The sequence below is a fragment of the Micromonospora matsumotoense genome, from assembly GCF_050951065.1.
GTDB lineage: Bacteria > Actinomycetota > Actinomycetes > Mycobacteriales > Micromonosporaceae > Micromonospora > Micromonospora matsumotoensis.
This window is the reverse complement of record NZ_CP192025.1, coordinates 5014473-5036134: the sequence shown is the minus strand read 5'-3', so window position 1 is coordinate 5036134 and position 21662 is coordinate 5014473. Positions and strand designations below refer to the sequence as shown.

General features: G+C 71.0%; 18 protein-coding genes. 11 read left to right on the top strand and 7 right to left on the bottom strand.

The window, feature by feature from the left end; all coding sequences use genetic code 11:
• Position 1 precedes the first annotated feature (1 nt).
• The 5 genes from ACQP1S_RS21225 to ACQP1S_RS21205 form a co-directional block, all read right to left on the bottom strand.
• Positions 2-982 (bottom strand): aldo/keto reductase, encoded by a 981-nt coding sequence (locus ACQP1S_RS21225; protein ID WP_432898290.1) that lies wholly within the window; start codon positions 980-982, stop codon positions 2-4.
• Between the two features lie 71 nt (positions 983-1053).
• The gene (cmlS, locus tag ACQP1S_RS21220; RefSeq protein WP_432898287.1) at positions 1054-2769 is read right to left on the bottom strand and encodes a chloramphenicol-biosynthetic FADH2-dependent halogenase CmlS; all 1716 of its coding nucleotides are present in this window, start codon (positions 2767-2769) and stop codon (positions 1054-1056) included.
• A 77-nt stretch (positions 2770-2846) separates the two neighbouring features.
• Positions 2847-4235, bottom strand: a complete 1389-nt coding sequence (locus tag ACQP1S_RS21215) for an ANL family adenylate-forming protein (RefSeq protein ID WP_432898284.1) — start codon at positions 4233-4235, stop codon at positions 2847-2849.
• Positions 4236-4934, bottom strand: a complete 699-nt coding sequence (locus tag ACQP1S_RS21210) for an SDR family NAD(P)-dependent oxidoreductase (protein ID WP_432898281.1) — start codon at positions 4932-4934, stop codon at positions 4236-4238.
• Between the two features lie 7 nt (positions 4935-4941).
• Positions 4942-5247, bottom strand: a complete 306-nt coding sequence (locus ACQP1S_RS21205; RefSeq protein ID WP_432898278.1) for a hypothetical protein — start codon at positions 5245-5247, stop codon at positions 4942-4944.
• A 273-nt stretch (positions 5248-5520) separates the two neighbouring features.
• Here ACQP1S_RS21205 and ACQP1S_RS21200 point away from each other — a divergent pair, with 273 nt between their 5' ends.
• The 8 genes from ACQP1S_RS21200 (at position 5521) to ACQP1S_RS21165 (ending at position 16527) form a co-directional block, all read left to right on the top strand.
• Positions 5521-6507 (top strand): AurF N-oxygenase family protein, encoded by a 987-nt coding sequence (locus ACQP1S_RS21200; RefSeq protein ID WP_432898275.1) that lies wholly within the window; start codon positions 5521-5523, stop codon positions 6505-6507.
• Positions 6504-7646 (top strand): hypothetical protein, encoded by a 1143-nt coding sequence (locus tag ACQP1S_RS21195; protein ID WP_432898272.1) that lies wholly within the window; start codon positions 6504-6506, stop codon positions 7644-7646. The genes ACQP1S_RS21200 and ACQP1S_RS21195 overlap by 4 nt, the downstream gene beginning before the upstream one ends.
• Entirely contained in the window at positions 7633-10386 is a 2754-nt protein-coding gene (locus tag ACQP1S_RS21190; protein ID WP_432898270.1) for an AMP-binding protein, read from the top strand. Before ACQP1S_RS21195 ends, ACQP1S_RS21190 begins: the two co-directional genes overlap by 14 nt.
• 22 nt (positions 10387-10408) lie before the next feature.
• On the top strand, positions 10409-11992 hold the full coding sequence (locus tag ACQP1S_RS21185; RefSeq protein ID WP_432898267.1) for an MBL fold metallo-hydrolase: 1584 nt from the start codon (positions 10409-10411) through the stop codon (positions 11990-11992).
• A 19-nt stretch (positions 11993-12011) separates the two neighbouring features.
• On the top strand, positions 12012-14072 hold the full coding sequence (gene pabB / locus ACQP1S_RS21180; protein ID WP_432898264.1) for an aminodeoxychorismate synthase component I: 2061 nt from the start codon (positions 12012-12014) through the stop codon (positions 14070-14072).
• Positions 14066-14974 carry a prephenate dehydrogenase dimerization domain-containing protein gene (locus ACQP1S_RS21175; RefSeq protein WP_432898261.1) on the top strand — a complete coding sequence of 303 codons (909 nt, stop codon included), beginning with the start codon at positions 14066-14068 and terminating at the stop codon, positions 14972-14974. Before pabB ends, ACQP1S_RS21175 begins: the two co-directional genes overlap by 7 nt.
• Positions 14971-15282 (top strand): chorismate mutase family protein, encoded by a 312-nt coding sequence (locus ACQP1S_RS21170; RefSeq protein ID WP_432898258.1) that lies wholly within the window; start codon positions 14971-14973, stop codon positions 15280-15282. The genes ACQP1S_RS21175 and ACQP1S_RS21170 overlap by 4 nt, the downstream gene beginning before the upstream one ends.
• A 66-nt stretch (positions 15283-15348) precedes the next feature.
• On the top strand, positions 15349-16527 hold the full coding sequence (locus ACQP1S_RS21165; protein ID WP_432898255.1) for a 3-deoxy-7-phosphoheptulonate synthase: 1179 nt from the start codon (positions 15349-15351) through the stop codon (positions 16525-16527).
• Between the two features lie 77 nt (positions 16528-16604).
• On the opposite strand, the gene ACQP1S_RS21160 is transcribed toward ACQP1S_RS21165, so the two are convergent.
• Positions 16605-17813 carry a Cmx/CmrA family chloramphenicol efflux MFS transporter gene (locus tag ACQP1S_RS21160; protein WP_432898253.1) on the bottom strand — a complete coding sequence of 403 codons (1209 nt, stop codon included), beginning with the start codon at positions 17811-17813 and terminating at the stop codon, positions 16605-16607.
• A 218-nt stretch (positions 17814-18031) separates the two neighbouring features.
• On the opposite strand from ACQP1S_RS21160, the gene ACQP1S_RS21155 reads away from it, so the two are divergent.
• Entirely contained in the window at positions 18032-19336 is a 1305-nt protein-coding gene (locus ACQP1S_RS21155) for a cation:proton antiporter (protein ID WP_432898250.1), read from the top strand.
• Here the strand turns inward: ACQP1S_RS21155 and ACQP1S_RS21150 are convergent.
• Positions 19284-20318, bottom strand: a complete 1035-nt coding sequence (locus ACQP1S_RS21150; RefSeq protein WP_432898247.1) for a ParB/RepB/Spo0J family partition protein — start codon at positions 20316-20318, stop codon at positions 19284-19286. The genes ACQP1S_RS21155 and ACQP1S_RS21150 overlap by 53 nt on opposite strands.
• 394 nt (positions 20319-20712) lie before the next feature.
• Here ACQP1S_RS21150 and ACQP1S_RS21145 point away from each other — a divergent pair, with 394 nt between their 5' ends.
• Complete coding sequence (locus ACQP1S_RS21145; protein WP_432898244.1) at positions 20713-21036, top strand: hypothetical protein; 324 nt, start codon at positions 20713-20715, stop codon at positions 21034-21036.
• 271 nt (positions 21037-21307) lie between these two features.
• Positions 21308-21616, top strand: coding sequence for a hypothetical protein (locus tag ACQP1S_RS21140; RefSeq protein ID WP_432898241.1), 309 nt, complete (start codon positions 21308-21310; stop codon positions 21614-21616).
• Positions 21617-21662: the final 46 nt, after the last annotated feature.

Below are 21662 nucleotides of genomic sequence, written 5' to 3'. Positions count from 1 at the left end.
GCTACGACCGGTCCATCATCCGCATCTGTTCCTCGGTGTGGTGTTCGCCGGCGGCGACCGGCAGGGCGTCCAGCCGGGCCAGCTGAGCGGCGCCGAGCCGCAGGCCGGCCGCCGCCAGGTTCTCCTCGACGTGGGCCGGGCGGCTGGTTCCGGGGATCGGGACGACGTCGTCGCCGCAGGCCAGCAGCCAGGCGAGGGCAACCTGCGCGCTGGTGGCGCCCGCCTCGGCGGCGACGGCCTCGATCTCGTGCACGATGCGCAGGTTCCGCGGCAGGTTGTCCGCGGTGAAGCGCGGGTTGTCGGCGCGCAGGTCGGCCGGGCCGAACGTGCCGGAGGTGCGGACCGTGCCGGTGAGGAAACCGTGGCCGAGCGGCGAGTACGCGACGAAGCCGATGCCGAGTTCGCGCAGCACCGGCAGCACGTTCTCCTCCGGGTCGCGCGTCCACAGCGAGTACTCGGACTGGACCGCGGTGATCGGGTGGACGGCGTGCGCCCGGCGGACGGTGGTGGGCCCGGCCTCGGAAAGACCGATGTGCCGGATCTTGCCTTCGGCGACCAGTTCGGCGAGCGCGCCGACGGTGTCCTCGATCGCGACCTTCGGGTCCACCCGGTGCTGGTAGCAGAGGTCGAGGTGGTCGGTGCCGAGCCGCCGCAGCGAACCGGTCACGGCCGCGCGGACGTTGGCGGGGCTGCTGTCCGGTTCGCCGGGTGCGCCGCCCACGTGGGACATCAGGCCGAACTTGGTGGCGATCACCACCCGGTCGCGGCGACCGGCGATCGCGCGGCGCAGCAGCTCCTCGTTCGTGTACGGGCCGTACACCTCGGCGGTGTCCAGCATGGTCACGCCCAGGTCGAGGGCGCGGTGCACGGCGCGTACCGAGCCCGCGTCGTCCGAGCCGGAGCCGGTGTAGCCGAACGAAAAGCCCATCGTGCCGAGGCCGATGCGGGAGACCTTGAGGTCCCGCAGCCGCGTGTACTCCACCGTTTGGTCTCCTTCGGTGCGGTGAGGGGGTGCCGGCCGCCGGGTGTCGTCCCGGCGGCCGGTCGGTGCGGTCAGACCTCGTACTCGACGCCGACGCCGCCGAAGTGCAGACGGCCCTGGATGAAGACCTTGTCGCCGTTGTCGTCGTAGCCGTTGAGCAGCCCGGCCTCCATCAGGCGGATGACGAGCTGGGTGCTCTGTTCCTGGCGGCCGGCGGCGCCGAGGCGCTTGACGAGCGTCCGGTAGCCGAACTCCTCCTCGGCGAGGTCCTGGAAGATCTGCCGGGTCTCGTCGTCCATCGCGTAGCGGGTCAGGTCGAGCCCGTCCTCGTTGGCCAGCACCTCGCGGTGCTCCAGCCGGAAGCCGGTCGGCTCGACGCCGTAGTACGGCTTCAGCACGGCCTTGCCGCCGGACCAGCGGAAGCGGCTGATGTTGTTCAGCCGGGCGGTGAGGTCGCTGATCCAGCGCACCCGGGCGGCGTTCAGCTCGGCCTCGCTGAAATCGTCGCTGAGGTCGGGGCGCTGGTGGCGGCCGATGGAGATCATCGTGGACGCCCGGTCGCGGAACGTCGCCACCGTGCCGCCGGATGCCTCCGGGCCGTTCGCCGCCAGGCTCTCGAACCACTGCCGCCGGACCAGCCGGTCGTCGTCGGACTCGGTGATCCGCCGCTTGCGCCAGAACTCGGAGTCCGGCTCGGTGAACGACGCGAACGTGTAGAACGAGGCGAGGAACTGGTGGTACTGCTCGTACGCCTCGCGGTAGGTGCGGTTGTACCAGGCGTGCACCGCGTCCCGCTCGTCGCCGTGGCTGGTGATCCGGTCGATGGCCGCCGCCGCGGAGACCGCCGACTGCGAGGCCAGGTGCACGCCCTGCGAGAACAACGGGTCGGTGAAGCAGGCCGCGTCGCCGCAGAGGAAGAACCGGTCGGCGGAGTAGAGCGAGGTGTCGTACGACCAGTCCTGCACGATGCGGACCTCGTCCACCTGCTCCGCGCCGTTCAGGATGCCCATCGCCCGCGCGCACTTGGCGAGCGTGCTGGTGTAGAACTCGTCGGCGCCGCGGGCCCGTACCTCGGCGGACTTCGAGCGGTCCACGACCAGGCCGACGCTGTACAGGTCGCCCTTCAGCGGGATCATCCAGACCCAGCCGTCCTCGAACGTGATCGAGTAGGTGGTGCCTTTCAGGTCGCCCTCGAACGGGTCCTTGAGCCGGAAGTACGACCAAATCGCGAAGTTGCGGTAGAACTCGTCGTACTGCCGCACGCCGAGCTTGCGGGCGAGCAGGCTGCCGGAACCACCGGCGTCGATGACGAAGTCGCTCTCGACGGACACGTTCTCGCCGCCCTGCCGCACGGTCAGCACCACGCGGTCCGGGTCGGACAGATCCACGTCGGTGACCGGGGTGTCCTCGTGGACGGTGACGCCACGGCTGCGGGCCTCGTCCAGCAGGAGACGGTCGAAATCCTCCCGCTTGACCTGTACGGCATGGTCGAAGACCCACGGCGTGACCTTGGGGGCCGCGAACGAGAACGTCCACGGCGCCTGGTCCTGACCCCACAGGAACGTCGCGGACGGCTTCTTGACGTAGTTCTGCGCGTCGATCTTCTCCTGGAGACCAAGGCGGTTGAGGATCGACATCGTGCCGGGCAGCAGCGACTCGCCGATCCGGTAGCGGGGCAGCGAGAGCCGCTCGTAGATCGTCACCTCGTGGCCGAGTTTGCGCAGCGTGAGGCCCGCGACGCTACCGGCCGGCCCTCCGCCGATGATCGCCACCTTCGATCGTGCCATGTCGTACTCCTTGGGACTTCGAGGGACTGACGGGATTCCGTGCCGGCGCGGCACGGAGGGTTTTCGCGGCGGAACGCTCACGCCTCGCCGGCGACCGACCGGGACCGCACCTTCTTCATCCGGTCGGACATCGCGATCGACTCGACCACGTTGATCTTTGAGGGGATCTTGAACGGCTCGACCCGGCCGGCCAGGAACTCGGCCACGTGCTTGCGCAGGGCGGCGCGGGTGACGTCGCCGCTGGGCCGGATGTCCACGCACACCGACTGGCCGGTGATAGCGTTCGGCCGCCCGTAGACGACGCAGTCCTCGACGAGCGGGCTGCTCAGCAGGATCGACTCCAGTTCGAGCGGCAGGAGCTTCTCGCCGCCGACGTTGATGACCTCCTTGGCCCGGCCCTTGATCCGCAGGTAGCCGTCGGCCGCCTCCTCGACCAGGTCACCGGTCCGGAACCAGCGGTCCTCGGTCAGCGCGTCGTCGTAGTTCAGGTAGCAGCGGAACTGGGTGCGGCTGCGCAGCTGGAGTTCGCCGTCCACCACCCGGTATTCCACGCCCGCGTCGGAGATCTTGAAGTTGGTGCTGTTCGACGACTCGCTCGTGGTGGTGGCGATCCCGGTCTCGCTGGTGCCGAACGTCTGTAGCAGCCGCACGCCAGGGAAGGCCAGGTTGACCCGCTGGAGCAGTTCGTCGGTCATCGGCTCGGTGCCATACGTGATCATCCGCAGGCTGCTGAGATCGTGCTTGCGGTGGTAGTTACCGACCATGATCAGGTTGAGGTAGGTCGGGCTCGCCGGGAGCACCATGATCCGGTGGCGTTCGATCAGAGCGCAGATCTCGTCCGGGGTTCGCTGCGCGGGCAGGACCGCGGTGCCGCCGACGATCAGCGTACTGAGCAGCGAGTTGATGCCGCCGATGTGGTCGAACATCAGCACCATCAGGATGTTGAACGGCTTGTCGCTGCGGCGCGGGCGCTTCGCGATCTTCTCCGCGACGAGCGTGTCCAGGCTGTGCAGGATGACCTTCGGCGCGCCGGTGCTGCCGCTGCTGAGCAGCACCAGCCCGGCCGTGTCCGGGTCGCCGAGCCGGTCGTGCACGGCGCCGCCGTCTGCGGCGGCGGCCCACCGGTCCCGGAGGTCCTCGAACGCGACGCCCGCCTCGCCGGTGCGCACCAGCAGCGCGGGCCGGCAGTGCTCCACCAGCGTGTCCAGCGTCGTGCCGGTCAGCGTCACCACCGGCACCACCACGTTCCGGTCCAGGAACAGCGCGAACAGGGTGGCCACCGAGTCGAGCGAGTACTCGCCATTGACGACCACGGTCTCCCGCGGCTTGACCCCCTGCCCGGCCAACCGGCCACGCACGTCGGTGATGCGCCGCGACAGTTCCGCGTACGAGACGGCGGTCCCGTGGTCGTAGAGCGCGGTCCGGGTGCCGAAGCCCTCGAACCTGCTGATCAGTTCCTCGCGCATTCAGTGCACACCCCCAAGAAACAGCGTCTCGCCCGTGATGAACTCCGACTGGCGGCCGATCAGGAATTCGACCGGGCCGACGATGTCCGCCGTCGTGCACTGGCGGGAGATCGTCTGACGCGCGATCAAATTGTCGATCTTGGGTCGGGGAACGGTACGCGTCAGCACGGTGTGCACCGGCGGAAGCCCGATCCCGTTCACCCGGATGCCGAACGCGGACAGCTCCTTGCTCATGATGCGGACGAGTTGTTCGACCGCGCTCTTGCTGGCCGCGTACGCGAGCTGACCCTCGATGGCCCAGGGCACCGCGACCGTGGAGACGTTCAGGATCGCGGTGCTTTTCTCGGATGACTTCTGCAGCATCTTCACGGCTTCCCGGCAGCAGTTCAGCACCGCGAAGAAATTGACGTCGAATATCCGCCGGGAAACCTCGTCCGGAGTGGTCATGAAATGGTTCATCGACGAGATTCCGGCGTTGTTCACCAGCGCGTCCAGCCTTCCGTACTCCTGGCGCACGCTGCGGAACATCTTCTTCGTCTGCAAGATGTCGGTGATGTCCAGCTGGTGATGCCGGTAGCGCGGATGGTCGATGGCCGCCGGCCGCCGGCTGCATCCGACGACGTCGTGCCCGGCCGCTAGGAAGTGCTCCGCGAGAGCCCGGCCGATGCCGGTACGGGTGCCGGTGATCATGAGGATCATGAGGACGTCAGCCCCGCACGCCGACGAGTTCCAGCTCGCCCTCGATGAACCCGATCAGGCGGCGGACGCTGCTGAACGGGCTCACCCGCAGGGACACCGCCTTCTCGGACGTCAGCGAGATCTCGGCGCCGAACTCGTCCTCGATGTTCTCCTCCAGCAGCGAGAGGAACGCCACCAGATACATCGACTCGAAGACGCCGGCATCGCCGTAGAGGCACAGGCCGAGCACGTCGTCGGTGGGGATCTTCTCTGCCCGGCTCGCATTGATCTCGTCGAGCGCCGCGACGACGACGCTCTGGATTCGATCGGTCACCTTACGGGCCTCCTTCCAGTGCGAAAGAAAGAACTGACAACGGCGACGGTCCGGCGATGTCCCGTCCGGCGCCTGGATCTTTATGTCAGACGTCCCGGAGCGCACACAAGGCTGTTCACGCCGGAGAAATCGCGCGTGCAACTGTCCTGTTCTTTCAGTTGAACACCCGCGTTGATCTGCACACCCTTGCGAGCGGCAATCGATATACCCAGACTGCGAAAGGCGCCGGACCAGAAGGGACGGACGCAAAGAAAAGAGGAGACGGGAGCAGTCGTGCGTGACGATGAAGGGCATGTCCGGATCGGCCAGCTGCCGGCATTCGACCCGGACGACCCCGCCGAGAACGCCGTCATCAAACGGCTCGTCGGCAACTGGCACCGGCGGGCCGCGGTGAAACGCGACGAGCCGGACGTGTACGCGCTGTTCGACCACGCCCGACCGGACTTCCGCGACGACATGGTCCCGTTCCGGGCGCACCCGATCTGGGAGCAGCTGTCCGACGAGACCCGCTCGCGGCTGCTGAGCTGGGGCTGGGTCGCGTACAACCGGAACACCGTGCTGATCGAGCAGCGGATCGCCAACCCGGCGTTCGAACTGGTCATCGGCGGCGCGTACCCGGGCCTCGGCGGTCAGGACCTGGAGCTGGCGGTGGCGCAGGCGATGGTGGACGAGCAGTACCACACGCTGATGCACATCAACGGCAGCGCGGTGACCCGTCGGATGCGCCGCGGCGACTTCGCCGACCGCGTGCTGCCGGACTCGCACATCACCCAGATCCACCAGGCGCACCTGGACCGCTGCACCGAACCGTGGCAGCGGAGCCTGACCACGCTGGGCTTCGCCACGGTCGCCGAGATCTCGATCAACGCGTACCTGGACCTGCTCGCGGACGACCAGCAGATCCAGGTGGTCAACTCGACCACGGTGAGGCTGCACAACCGCGACGAGTACTGCCACGCCTCGATCTCCGGCGAGATGATGAAGCAGGTCTACGAGGCGCTGCCGGCGGACCGGCGCCGGTTCCTGCTCGGCACGGTGGTGGCCGGGCTGGAGGCGTTCGTCGCCCCCGACTTCACCACCTGGGAGACGATCGCCGCGTTCGAACGGGTACCGGGCTGGGAGAGTGCCGCCGCCGAGGTGCGTGAGGAGCAGGGCGGCACCCACCTGGTGCAGGACCACTCCGGCATCCACACGCTGCTGTCCGAGATGGACGTTCTCGACCAGGTCGAGTTCGGCTGGGGCACGACGGAGGCCCGATGACCACCCGCCTGAGGCCCGGCGCGACCGCCGTCCGCGACATCTACAGCTTCCTCGCGGACCTCGGCATGGACTGCGACGTCAACCCGTGCACCGCCTTCGCCGGGACCGTCGATCCGGCCCGCGCGGCGGACGCGGCCGGTTGGCGGGATCTGGTCACCCGGCTCGGGCTGACCCGGGCGCTGGCCGACCTGGTCGAGGTCGCCGAACGGGACGTGGTGGTCACGTTCGCGCCGCGGCCGGAACCGGTCATCGGCGACCCGGCGGAGCTGGTCACCGGCTATCACAACAGCCACCCGCTGCGGCTCGACGAGGCGGCGCACCTCGCGCTCTGGCCCGCCGGTGACGGCGAGTACGTGGTGTTCGTCAAGTTCAGCCATCTGATCGTGGACGGCACCGACGTCGTTGACCTGCTCCGGCACGTCCGGGCCTGGCTGCGCGGCGACGAACCGCCGGGCCGCCCCGGCTCCCGGTACCGCCACCACGAGCGGACCGTCCGGCAGTACGCCGCGCTGCCCGCCGCCGACCCGGACGAGGTGGTCCGGGCCCTCGGCGACCTGCCCGAACCGGGCCGCAAGGGCATCCCGACGATCTCCGCGTCGGACGAACGGTGGCTGCCGCTGCGCGCGGGCGTCACGTTCGACGAGCTGCTCAGCGCGGTCACCGATGCGCTGCTCCCGGTCCTGGGCGGCGGCCTGATCCTCCAGTACCCGTACTCCCGCTGGAATTTCGCCACGAAGGGCGGCTACTACGTCGAGATCAAGCCGCTCGTCGTCCGGGCCGGTGACGCGGCGCAGTACACGCCGGAGCACTTCGCGAAGACCCGGGAGGCGCAGGAGGCGCTGGGCCGGTTCACGATGTCCGACATCGGCGCCCTGGCCCGCGCGTTCACCCGCGGCCGGATGCCCCGGATCGTCGTCTCCGACACCACGTTCATGCGCCCCGAGCCCGGCCGGTGGCGCTGGATACCGGTCCGCAGCGCCCGCGTCTTCGAGGATCTCAAGTTCCTCGCCGACCGGTCCTGGCCGGGCCCGCCCCTGCTGCGGATGCAGTACAAGCCGGGCTTCCTGTCCCCCGGCACCGCGACCGACGTCCTTTACCGACTTGAGCAGCGAATAGGAGCAAGTGGTGGAACTCCCTGACCTGTTGACCGACCTCTTCCGGCGGCATCGCGACCGAACCGCGCTGCGGACCGCCGGGCGTAGCTGGACCTACCAGGAACTCGACCGGGTCACGGGCGCGCTCGCCGCCCGGATCGGCCGTGAGTGCCCGCCCGGACGCCGGGTCCTGGTCGCCGGGGAGCACACGATCGAGGCCACGGTCTGGGCGCTCGCCGTGATGCGCAGCCACGGCGTGTACACGCCGATGAACCCCGGCCTGCCCGCCGACCGGTTCGTCGAGTTCGCCCGGGTCGCCGAGGCGGGCCTGCTGGTCTGCTTCGACCGGGCCGCGCTGCTGCGGGCCGAGCGGGCCGGGATCGCCGCGCTGCACGCCGGTGATGTGGGCTGGCCCGCCGAGGCAGCGCCGGCCGGTGAGACGACCCGGTCCCGGGTCGCGTACTCCATCTTCACCTCCGGCTCGACCGGCAGCCCCAAGCTCGTGGACGTCGGGCACGGCGGGCTGCTCAACCTGTGCCGGTCGCTGCGGCGGCGGCTCGACATCACCCCGGACGACGAGGTCCTGCAGTTCGGGTCGCTCTCGTTCGACGCGTCGATCACCGAGATCCTCGGCGCGTTGTACGCCGGCGCCACCCTCGTCGTACCGGCTCAGGACGGGGTCTCCTGGCTGGGTTCCGTCTCGCGGCACCTGGCCGCGCACGGCGCCGACCTGGCGATGATCCCGCCGTCGGTCTACGCGCGGCTCGACGCGGCGGCCCGCGGGCGCATCCGCAAGGTGCAGTTCTGCGGGGAGGCGCTGGGCGAGCACGAGTACCGCGAGGCGGCCCGGCACGGCCGGGTGTTCAACGCGTACGGCCCGACCGAGGCCACCGTCTGCTTCTCGCTGGCCGAGCTGACCGAGTTCGAGAACACGATCGGCACCCCGAACGACGGTTTCCGGGCCGTCGTCCGCGACCTGGAGACCGGCGCGTACGCCACCGCGGGCACAGGCGAGCTGATCATCGTCGGCGACGGCGTCGCGCTGGGCTACGCCGGGGCGACCGGAAGCGAGAACGACGTGTTCCGGACGTACGAGGGCTCCCCGGCCTACGCCACCGGCGACGTGGTGACCCTGGCGCCCGACGGCCGGCTCGCCTACGTCGGGCGCAACGACGAGCAGATCAAACGCCTCGGCCACCGGGTGAACCTGGCGCACGTCGAGTCGCTGCTCGCCCGGCATCTGGGCCGCGACGTGGCGCTGATCCGGCGGGACGAGACGATCCTGCTGGTCACCACCGACGAGGGCGCGGACACCCCGGAGTCGCTGATGGCCCGCATCCGCGGCCTGGTGCCGGTCTGGGAGGCGCCCGACCACGTCGTGCTGACCGGCGAGCTGCCGCTGACCCCGGGCGGCAAGGTGGACCGCAACGCGCTGCGGGACCGGCTCGACACCCCGGCACCGGCGGAGGACGATGCGGACGCGGCCGTCCTGGCGCAGGTGCTCGGCGTGGTGACCGCCGTCCTGGGCCGGGAGATCGACCCGGAGACGTCCATCTTCGACGCGGGCGGCAGCTCACTCGCCATGATCCAGATCCAGGTCAAGCTCTCCGAGGCGCACGGCGAGCATGCCGTCGAGGCCGCGTTCGCCGCAATGGACTACGACTTCGTACCGGCCACGTTCGTCCGGCATCTGGGCGGTGGGACCGTCGCTGCGGCGGCCTCCCCGGCGGAGACGCTGCTGCACCGGGTCGAGCGGGACCGCGACGCCCTGCGCGCCGAGCTGCCGACGCTGCGCCGGGACACCCGGCACGATCCGGACCCCGCGATCGGAGACCGGGCGGTGCTGCTCACCGGCGCGTCCGGGTTCATCGGCGGGCACGTGCTCGACCGGCTGCTCACCGCCGGTCGCGGCGTGCTGGTGGTCGCCACCGGCGACCCGGAGCGGGTGCTCACCGGGCATCGGGCCCGGTTCGGCCGGGCCGCGGCCGACTACGCCCGGGTGCGGGCGATCACCTACGCCGAGCTGGAACAGTGGATTGACCGGCGGCGTGGACCGGCGCTCGACGCGGTGCTGCACTGCGGTTACCAGGTCAACCACCTGCTGCCGCTGGACAGCCACCTGACCGGCAGCGTGCGCAACACCACGTTGGTGGTCCGCGGCGCGGCGGCGCTGGGCGCCCGGTCGTTCGCGTTCCTGTCGGCCGCCTCGGCGGGGCGCGAGTTCGGGCCGCTGTCGGCGGCGGCGCTGACCGCGGCCGGAGACCCGTACTCGCGGTCCAAGCTGATCGCCGAGGAGCACGTGAACACCCTGGCCGGCCTCGGCTGCGCGGTCGCCCACTACCGGTCCGGCCTGGTCTACGGGCACCGGCCGGAGGATCACGACCACCTGAAGGACGACTGGTTCACCGCGCTGATCGGGACCGCGCGCCGGGTCGGCGTGATGCCCCGGCTCACCGGGCAGGTGCCGGTCTGCGACGTCGGCACGCTGGCCGGGACGCTGCTGGCGGGCATCGAGCCCGGGTCGGACGCCCGGTCCGCGGTCGTGGTCCACCGGACGTACCCCCTCGGTGAGCTGCTGGCGCACGCCGGGCTGACGGCGGCCGACGTGGTGGAACCGGCGGAGTGGTTCGAGCGGGTCCGCGCCGGCGGCGAGGTTTCGCCGCCGCTGCTGGCCGCCATGCAGGCGGCGCTGAGCGGACCGGGCTGGCCCACCGCTCACCGCGAGGTCGAGCACGACATCCTCGGCCGGTTGCTCGGCTCAGTCCACGCGTCGTCGCGGCGCTGACCGGAACGGAGCGGCTGTCACCATGCGCTACTCGCTACGTCAGAACGTCGCGGCCGAACCGGTCATCGCCGGGTGGTACGGCTGGTCGTACCTGCTGCCGCCGCAGATCCTCGCCCGGTTCGCCCGCAACCGGTTCACCCGGATCGTCGAGAGCTACCTCGACAATCCGCAGGTCCACGCGACGGCGGTCCGCCAGCGCCGGATGCACGGCGGCCCGTGGATTCACGCCCACGAGCACCACGACGCCATCCGGGACTGGTACCGGGAGACCGCACCCCGGCGGGAACGGCTGGACGAGCTGTTCGAGGCGATCCGGCAGCTGGAGGAGGAGATCCTGCCCCGGCGGCGCGGCGAATGCCTCGACGACGTCTACCAGGAGCTGCCGCGTCCGCTGGCCGGACGGGTGGAGGTGTTCTACGGGCGGGACAACCGCACCGCCGACTACCGGTTCATCGAACCGCTGATGTACGCGTCCGAGTACTACGACGAATCCTGGCAGCAGGTGCGGCTCCGGCCGATCACCGAGGACGCCCGGGAGTTTGCGCTCACCACGCCGATGCTGGAGTACGCACCGGACCAGCTGCTGGTCGACGTACCGCTGAACTCCCCGCTGCTCGACACGATCTTCCGCGGGAACCTGACCGCGGACGAACTGGACGAGTTGGCGGCGCGGCTCGGGCTGCACGGCGAGCGGGCCGGGCGGTTCCGGGCGTACTTCGAGCCGGCGCCGGAACCGGCCGGGCCACCGGCCGGCGACGACGTCCTCGAATACGCCGGCCACGCCTGCGTGTTCGCCCGGTACGAGGGCACGACGTTCCTGGTGGACCCGGCGCTGAGCTACGCCGGGTATCCCGGTGGCGCGCCGGGCCGGTTCACCTTCGCCGACCTGCCGGACCGCATCGACCACCTGCTGATCACCCACAACCACCAGGACCACATGCTGTTCGAGACCCTGCTGCGCATCCGGCACCGGGTCGGCCGGGTCCTGGTGCCGCGCTCCTCCAATGCCAGCCTGGTGGACCCGGGGCTGGGCGGCATCCTGCGGCGGCTCGGCTTCCGCGACGTCGTCGAAGTGGACGACCTGGAGACGCTGCCCTGCGGTTCCGCCGAGGTGGTCGCGCTGCCATTCCTGGGCGAGCACGGCGACCTGCGCATCCGCAGCAAGACCGGCTGGCTGCTGCGGTTCGGCGAGCGCTCGGTGCTGTTCGCCGCCGACTCCACGAACATCGCTCCGACCATGTACGCGAAGGTCGCCGAGGTGATCGGCCCGGTGGACACCGTGTTCATCGGCATGGAGAGCACCGGCGCGGCGGCCAGCTGGATCTACGGCCCGCTGTACGGCGAACCGCTGGACCGCCGTACCGACCAGAGCCGCCGCCTGAACGGTTCCAACTTCCCGCAGGCCCGGGAGATCGTCGAGACGCTGGAGCCCGGCTCGGTCTACGTCTACGCGATGGGCCTCGAACCGTGGATGGGCATCGTGATGGCCATCGACTACGACGAGAGCCATCCGGCCATTGTGGACAGCGATCTTCTTGTGCAGCACGTCCGGGACAAGGGTGGCACCGCCGAGCGGCTGCACCTGCGCCGGACGCTGCCCATCTGAGAGACGAGGTGCCTCCTCCGTGCGCACTCTTCTGATCAACAACTACGACTCGTTCACCTTCAACCTGTACCAGTACATCGGTGAGGCGACCGGGCAGCCGCCGGTCGTGGTGCCGAACGACGCCGACTGGGCCCGCCTGCCGCTCGACAGCTTCGACGCGATCGTGGTGTCGCCGGGCCCCGGCACACCGGAGCGGTCGCGGGACTTCGGCATCAGCCGCCGGGCGATCGCCGAGAGCGGCCTGCCCGTCCTCGGCGTCTGCCTCGGCCACCAGGGCATCGCCCAGTTCTTCGGCGGGATCATCGGCCTGGCGCCGGAACCGATGCACGGCCGGATCTCCGAGGTGCGGCACACCGGCGAGGACGTGTTCCGCGGCCTGCCGTCGCCGTTCGTCGCGGTGCGCTATCACTCGCTGGCCGCCACCGACCTGCCCGCCGAGCTGGAACCGCTGGCCTGGAGCGACGACGGCGTGGTGATGGGGCTGCGGCATCGCGAAAAGCCGCTGTGGGGCGTCCAGTTCCACCCGGAGTCGATCGGCAGCGACTTCGGCCGCGAGATCATCGCCAACTTCCGCGACCTGGCCGTCGCGCACAACCGGGCGCGGAGCGGCGCGACGGCACCGTCGTACGACGTCCGCGTACGCCGGGTGGACGAGCTGCCGGACGCCGAGGAGGTGCGCCGCGCCTGCCTGCCCGGCTCCGGCGCGTCGTTCTGGCTGGACAGCAGCGCCGTCCTGGACGGCGCCTCCCGCTTCTCGTTCCTCGGCGACGACCGCGGCCCGCTCGCCGAGTACGTCACCTACCGGGTCACCGACGGCGTGGTCCGGGTCCGGGACTCCGCCGGCGCCACCACCGAGCTCCGCCGCCCGTTCTTCTCCTACCTGGAGGAACAGCTCGACCTGCGGCGGGTGCCGGCCATACCGGGCCTGCCGTTCGAGTTCAACCTGGGCTACGTCGGTTATCTCGGGTACGAGCTGAAGGCCGAGACCGGCGGCGAACCCGCGCACCGCTCGCCGCACCCGGACGCCGCGCTGCTGTTCGCCGACCGCGCGATCGTCCTGGACCACCACGACGGCTGCTGCTACCTGCTGGCCCTGGACCGCCGCGGGCACGACGACGGCGCACGGGCCTGGCTGGCCGAGACCGCCGCGGCGCTCACCGCGCTGGCCGGGCACGCACCGGCGGACCAGACGCCCGCGGTGGCGTTCGGTGCGTCCGAGCAGGCCGCCGGTTTCGGGCCGGACGCGACGGCCCGCCTGAACAAGGACGCCTATCTCAAGCGGATCGACGAGTGCCTGCGGGAGATCCGCAACGGGGAGTCGTACGAGATCTGCCTGACCAACATGGTCACCACCCCGACCGAGGCGGCGGCCCTGCCGCTCTACTCGTCGCTGCGGGCGATCAGCCCGGTGCCGTACGGCGCGCTGCTGGAGTTCCCCGAGCTGGCGGTGCTCAGCGCGTCGCCGGAGCGGTTCCTCACCATCGATGCGGCAGGCGGCGTGGAGTCCAAACCGATCAAGGGCACCAGACCCCGCGGCGGTACGTCCGAGGAGGACGAGATGCTCCGCGCGGACCTGGCCGGGCGAGAGAAGGACCGCGCCGAGAACCTGATGATCGTGGACCTGGTCCGCAACGACCTGAACAGCGTCTGCGCGATCGGCTCGGTCCACGTGCCCCGGCTGTTCGAGGTGGAGACGTACGCGCCGGTGCACCAGCTGGTCTCGACGATCCGGGGCCGGCTGCGACCCGGCACGAGCACGTCGGCCTGCGTCCGGGCGGCGTTCCCGGGCGGCTCGATGACCGGCGCACCGAAGAAACGCACCATGGAGATCATCGACCGGCTGGAGGACGGCCCGCGCGGCGTCTACTCCGGCGCGCTCGGCTGGTTCGCGCTGAGCGGCGCCGCCGATCTCAGCATCATCATCCGGACCATCGTGCTGGCCGCCGGGCAGGCCGAGTTCGGTGTCGGCGGCGCGATCGTCTCGCTCTCCGACCAGGAGGAGGAGTTCACCGAGACGGTGGTCAAGGCCCGTGCGATGGTGTCCGCACTGGACAGCACCGCGGTGGCGGACGCGTGCTGACCGAGTTCGCCCGCAGCGTCGTCGTCGGCGGAAGCGGGGCGGTGGGCGGCATGTTCACCGGCCTGCTCCGGGCGGCGGGCAGCGACACGCTGGTCGTGGACGTCGCACCGCCGTTGGAGCAGCCCGGCGAGTGCCTGCGGGCCGACGTCACCGCGCCTGGTCCCGAGCTGGCGGCGGCGCTGGCCGAGGCGGACCTCGTGCTACTGGCCGTGCACGAGGCGGTGGCGATCCGGGCGGTCGGGCCGGTGACCCGGCTGATGCGCCCGGACGCGCTGCTCGCCGACACGCTGTCGGTCCGGACCGGGATGGCCGCCGAACTCGCCGCCCGCGCCCCCGGCGTCGAGCACGTCGGGCTCAACCCGATGTTCGCGCCCGCCGCCGGGATGACCGGCCGCCCGGTGGCCGCCGTGGTCACCCGGGACGGGCCCGGCGTCGCCGCGCTGCTGCGGCTGGTCGAGTACGGCGGCGGGCGCCCGGTGCGGTTCACCGCGGCGGAGCACGACCGGACGACCGCGGCCACCCAGGCCCTGACCCACGCGGTGATCCTCGCGTTCGGGCTGGCCCTGTCGCGGCTGGATGTGGACGTCCGCACGCTGGTGGCCACCGCGCCGCCGACGCACCGGGTGCTGCTCGCGCTGCTGGCCCGGGTGCTCGGCGGCCGTCCCGAGGTCTACGGCGAGATCCAGTCGGCCAACCCGGACGCGGCGCCGGCCCGCGCGGCGCTCGCCGACTCGCTGGCCGGGCTCAGCGCGCTCACCGGCGGCGACCCGGCCGGGATGGACGGCGTCTTCGAGCGGCTGCGCGAACTGCTGGGCCCGGAGCTGGCGGCGCAGCAGGAGCGCTGCCGGGAGCTGTTCCGCACCATCCACCGCACCGATGAGGAAGGCGAGACGGACCGATGACCGAGCATGACGAGCTGCACCGGCTGCGCGCGGAACTCGACGTCCTGGACGGGACGCTGCTGGACACGCTGCGCCGCCGCCTCGACTGCGGCGTGCGCATCGCCCGGGCCAAGTCCCGGCACGACGTACCGATGATGCAGCCCGGCCGGATCGGCCTGGTCAAGGAGCGTGCCGCCCGGTACGCCGCCGAACACGGCCTGGACCAGGCGTTCCTGGCGAACCTGTACGACGCGATCATCGCCGAGATGTGCCGCGTGGAGGACGCCGAGATGAGCCGGCAGCTACCGGCGGCCGAGGGCCGTCGCTGATCCCCGTACGACCACCGACGACAGCCCGGCCGGCGACCTCGGACGGCGGGCGGAGAGGAACACACGATGACCGCGACCACGACGCTCACCACCCTGACCGGGCGGAGCGCGGCGCAACAGCCCCACTGGCCGGATCCGGTGGCGCTGGAGGAGGCGGAACGGGAGCTGACTGAGCGGCCCGTGCTCGTCACCGAGCCGGAGATCGTCGAGCTGACCGGCGGGATGGATCTGGTCGCCCGCGGTTCGGCGCTGCTACTCCAGGGCGGTGACTGCGCGGAGCGCTTCCACGAGGCCGTACCGGAACTGGTCCGGCAGAAGGTGGACAACCTGCAGGGCCTGGCCGCGATCATGCGGTCCGGCAGCGGGCTGCCCGCGGTGACCATCGGCCGGATCGCCGGGCAGTACGGCAAGCCGCGCTCGTCGCCGTTCGAGACCGAGGAGACCGGCTCGCGGCGGCAGATGCCCAGCTACTGCGGCGACGCGGTGAACGAGCCGGAGTTCGAGCCGGTGGGCCGGACCCCGCAGCCGCGGCGGCTGCTCACCGCGTACGAGTGCTCCCGGCTCGTGCTGGACGAGGTCCGGCGGTCCTGGTCGCAGCGGCCCGTCCTGGAACGGGTCTACACCTCGCACGAGTTGTTGCTGCTGCCGTACGAACGGCCGCTCGTGCGGCTCGGCGCGTACGGCGTGTACAGCGGTTCCACCCATTTCGGCTGGATCGGCGAGCGGACCCGCGCCCACGACGGCGCGCACGTCGCGCTCAGCCGGGCCGTGCACAACCCGATCGGCGTCAAGCTGGGTCCGTCGGTGTCGCCGGACGACGCGGTCGCGCTGAGCCGGTCGCTGAACCCGGAGGGCATCCCCGGGCGGCTGACGTTCATCGTCCGGTTCGGCGCGAAGGACGTGGACCGGCTGCTGCCGCCGGTCGTCGAGGCGGTCCACCGGCACGGCTCGCCGGCGGTCTGGCTCTGCGACCCGATGCACGGCAACGGCCTGAAGATCAACGGCCAGAAGACCCGCTTGGTCGAACGGATGCACGCCGAGGTCGAGTCGTTCGTCCGGACGCTGCGCCGCCACCGGGAGTGGCCCGCGGGCCTGCACCTGGAGCTGACCCCCGACCCGGTCACCGAGTGCGTGTCGGAGCTGGCGCAACCGCCCCGGTTCACCGACTTTCGGTCCACTTGCGACCCGCGGCTGAACCCCCGGCAGGCGACGGAGATGGTCGCGCTGTTCCTGTCCCTGCTCTGAGGATGCGCCGCGTGTGCCGGGCCGGTGGCCCGTCCTCGCGTGCTGGACGGACCACCGAACACATCGGAGGGTGCCGGTCAGGAAGCTGCCTGCACCGGGCTTCCGGCCGAGCTCTCCTCGGGCGCGGCGCCGGCGTTCCGGCCGGTGACGCCGGTGGCGCGGGCCACCCCGGCCAGCAGCAGCGCGGCGAGCACCAGCAGGGCGCTCACCACCAGCGGCGATCGGTAGCCGTGGTCGGCGGCCAGCGCGAGACCGCCCAGGGCGGGCCCGGCCGCCGCGCCGACGTTCAGCGCGCCGGTGGCGAAACCGCCGGCCATCGTGGGCGCGCTCGACGCCGTGTACAGCGACTGCGCGATCAGCGTGGAACCCACACCGAACGAGAGAACGCCCTGGAGGAACACGAAGATCAGCGCCAGCACCGGGTTCCCGGCGGTGAGCGCGAACAGCAGCCAGCCGGTCAGCAGCGCCGCGCCGCCGACCGCCAGCGCCTCACCCGGACGGGTGTCGGCCAGCCGGCCGCCGATGTTGACGCCGACGAACGATCCGATGCCGAACAGCGCCAGCGCGGCCGGCACCCAGTTGGTGCCCAGCCCGGTCACGTTGGTGATGACCGGTGAGAGGTAGGTGAACGAGCAGAACGTGGCGCCGTTGACCAGCGCACCGAGAGCCAGAACGGTGATCAGCCGGGGCGAGCGCAGCACCCGCAACTCGTGCCGGGCGCTGGGGGCGTTCAGATCGACGGGCGTCGCCGGTACGGACCAGAGCACCGCGACGACCGCCGGGGCGGAGATGATCGCGACGGCCCAGAACGCGGACCGCCAGCCCCACATCTCGCTGAGCACCGCACCGAGCGGGACGCCCGCGATGCAGGCAAGGGTGATCCCGCTCAGCAGCACCGAGGTGGCCCGGCCCTTGGCCTGTGGCCCGGCCATCGCCGCCGCGGTCGCCAGGCCGACGGCGAGGAAACCGGCGTTGGCCAGCGCGGCGATCACCCGGGTGACGAACAGGACCTCGAAGCTGCCGGTGAGCGCGCCGACGACGTGGGCGAGAAGGAAGGTGACGAGGAAGGCCAGCAGCGCCCGGCGGCGCGGCCACCGCAAGCTCAGCATCGCGACCAGCGGGGCACCGACGATCATGCCGACGGCGAAGGCCGAGGTCAGCGAACCGACGGCCGGGATGGACACGCCCAGGTCGGCGGCCATGGCCTCGACCAACCCGGACAGCATGAATTCCGACGTTCCCTGGGCGAACACGGCGAGCCCGAGAACGTAAATGGCGAATGGCATGAAGAGATCTCCAACAACATCGCAGTAAACGGAAAGCGATGCGGTGGATCCGTGACGGAGACGCGACGACAGGGTCGTCAGCGGGTTACGCGCTCAGCCACCGGATCACCGGTGGCTGGATTCTCTCTGCCTCGCGACTCGACATGCCCTCCAACATAGCAGCGCCCTCGACCCACCGAGAAGGAGTGTCCATGTCCACCCACCAAACGGCCATGATAATGGCCGGTCTGGCGTTGATCCTCGGGCTCGCGCACGTGCTCGGACACGTCGCCCGGCGGTTCGGCCAGCCGGCCGTGCTGGGCGAGATCCTGGCCGGAATCCTGCTCGGGCCGACGCTGTTCCACGGCGCGATCTCCGGCACGATCTTCCCTGCGGACGTCCGGCCGATGCTCAGCACGCTCGGCTATCTGGGCGTCGCGCTGTTCATGTTCCTGGTCGGGCTGGAACTCGATCATCGGCTGCTGCGCGGCAACAAGCGCGCCGCGTTCGGCGTGTCGGTCGGGTCGATGGTCTGCTCGTTCGGGCTCGGCGTGCTGCTGGCGGTGTGGTTGTGGAACGAGCACGCGATGGGCGACCGGCTCGGGTTCCTGCTGTTCATCGGCGCGGCCATGTCGATCACGGCGTTCCCGGTGCTGGCCCGGATCCTGAAGGACCGGGGCATCCAGCACACCCGGATCGGTGCGCTGGCGATGGCGTCCGCCGCGGTCGGTGACGTCGCCGCCTGGCTGCTGCTCGCGGCCGTGCTCACGATCGCGGGCAGCCAGAGTTCCTGGCAGGTGCTGCTGGTCCTGCCGTACTCGATCGTGATGGTGACCGTGGTGCGCCCGCTGCTCGGCCGGTTCCTGGTGGCCCGGGAGCCGCGCGGCACCGGCACCGGCGAGCGGGGGCCGGGCGCCGCGCCGTTGGCCGTGCTGACCGTTCTGCTGCTGGTCTCCGGGGCGCTGAGCGAGTGGTTCGGGCTGCACTTCATCTTCGGGGCGTTCCTGGCCGGGGCGATCGTGCCGCGCCGAGGCACCGAGCGGCTGCGAGCCGCGGTCACCGGCCGGTTCGAGGCGATCACCTGGGTGCTGCTCCCGGCGTACTTCACGGTGGCCGGGCTGAAGGTCGATCTGAGCACGGTGGACTGGACCGGCGTCGGCGAGATGGGCCTGATCCTGCTGGTGGCGATCGGCGGCAAGCTGGGCGGCGCCTACCTCGGCGCGCGGCTCGCGGGCCAGCCCGGCCGGTCGTCGGCCACCCTGGGCATCCTGATGAACACCCGCGGCCTCACCGAGCTGATCATCCTCGGGGTGGGGCTACAGGCCGGGCTGCTGGACACCGACCTGTACTCCCTGATGGTCGTGATGGCGCTGGTCACCACCGCGATGACCGCGCCGCTGCTGCGCTGGACGTACCCGAGCCGGATCGTCGATGCGGATCTCCGGGCGCTGGCCGAGGAATGGGCGAGGGCGGAACGCGACCGCGCCGCGGTCAGGCCGGACGGGCGACTGACCAGCTCCCGGACCGAGGACGATCGACCCTGACGGACCGCGGGCGGACCGGCGGCGCCGCGTCGGGCGCCGGCCGGTCCGCCTCGACGCGCAGCTCCTGCGCCATGCCCTTGAGGTCCTCGGCGCAGGCGGCCAGGATGTCCGCGACCGCGCTGCGGCCGTGCGGCGGGATGGCCGGGGCGAGCCGTTTCCACTCCTCGGCCGTCCGCAGTTGGGTGTGCAGACGGCGCAGCACGAGCCGGCCGCTCTCGCTGAACCGCAGCGAGGGGTCGTTGCGGAGCCGGGCGAACAGCGTGACCGAGCGGGCGAAGTCCTGCGCGGCCTCGTCGCCGCTGCGGTCGTCGGCGGGCGCGGCCACCGCCGGGTCGCCGTCCGGCACCACCGGCCGCCCCTGCGCCAGCCGGAAACGCACGTCCCGGGCCGTGCCCACCGAGATCCCGGCCTGCCGGGCGATCTCCCGCAGCGAGGCGGCTGGATCACGCGCGATCACTTCGGCCGCCACCCGCCGCCCGTCCGCGGTGGTGGACGGGCGGACCCGGCCGTCCCGGCCAACCCGCGCGTCCGGCCGGGCGTCCGGGTCGGTGGTCTCCCGGCGCAGAACGCCGACGCTGGTGGCGTTCCAACCGGTCCGCTCGGCGATGCTGCGATCCGACCACTGTGGATGGATGCGCAGGATGCGCAGCGCGGCCTGCCGGCGTTCGTCGCTCGACAGCGGCAGGCCGTGCCGGGTGTTGGTCTCCACCGCGAGCAGGAACGCGGCGTGCTCGTCGCCCTCGAACCAGCACGCGCTGATCGTGGACCGATTACGCAGTTCCGCCGCCCGCACCCGGTGCATGCCGTCGATCACCCGCAGCGTCGCCCGGTGCACCAGGATCGGCGGGAGCTCGGCCGCGCTGTCGGCGAGCGCACGGGCGTGCCCGTCGTCGATGGCGAAGCGCGGCGAGTCGGCCGGCAGCAGGGTGCGGATGTCGATCTCGACGATCGACGCCGGCTGCTGATCCGAAACTGCGGACATCAATGCCTCCAGGAATGACATCATTGAGGACAGGCGGCACCCGCCGAGTGCTTAGCGTAGTCAAGGCGTGACTCTAGGTCAGCGAATGTTGGGGCGTCAACGCGTCCACTGGCGCGGACAGGCGGCGTCCGGAGCCTGGGTTGCCCGCTCGCGCGCACCGGGTTATATATAGAGATGTGCCACTATGAAGGAGGCGTCGCATGGGCGATGACCCGGCACACTCCGACGCAGGGCCATTGCGTAGTCGGTTGAGGAGTTGCTGAGAGCCACCGGCAATAGGTGTTACTCGAGTCGGCGGGTGGTGGGCCTGGTGTCCCAGCGGTAGAGGGTTCGCGCTCATTGGATGAGTTGACGTACGGTGACGATCGCTGCTGCCAGGTACAGGTCGAAGTCGATGACGGTGGCGTCACGGTCGGCGCAGCAGACCCTCCACCTGCTGCTACAAGCGACCGGCACACCGATCCAGGTAGCACCCGAACTCTGCGGCCCAGCCAGGCGGTGGCGCAGCCTCACCCCCTACCTACCCGTCCGGCACCCCAAACGACAAACCCTCGACGAGTACATCACCACCGACCTCCACACCGAACTCCACTACCGCAACCTCCCGACAGCGACCGTCACCCGCCTCAACCCAGACGACGGTCTCTCCGACCGCTGGGCACGCACCTACCGCCGATACCGGCTCCCACCAGAAACGCCCGACCCGGCCTCGGCGTGAGACTGCAGTTCGACCACGGGCAGGAAGGGCCACTGACACTCGGCCAACTCAGCCACTTCGGATACGGGGTCTTCGTGCCGGAGTCAGACTAGACACGACGGCTGCACCGGTAGACCGGAGCGAAGGTCGCAGGGGAGAAGTCCATGTGGTGGCAGTCCTGCCAGCGTGCCGGCTGCATCGTGGTGGACCCGCGAGCTAGCCTGGCACAGCCCGCTGCAGATGATGCGAACCTCGGTCGTTACCTGCCGGCGACGGCAGGCCCCGTTGCGACGTGCTGTTCGGCGTCGAGGTCACCACGGGCGGCCAGCTGATCGGCCTGGTCCGGTTGCACGGCGCCGCCGGCGACCAGCCCGCCCAGTGGACACTGATCGACCTCACCTGCCCCGACGACGCGGGCGACGAACTTGCCCGCCGGTTCGCCGCCGCGCTGTCCCCGGGACGCTGGTACGCCGACTACGCCACCGACAGCACCAGCTGGGTCGTGTTCGCCGGCCGCGTCTTCACCTATCCCCGAGGCGACGACACCGGGCGACAGGAAGCGGTCATCTACGCCCGCGACGTCGGCGTGCCCGAGGCGTGACTCGACTGGCCCCGATGACCGGAGTTGGCCAGCGCCGGTCGCTGCA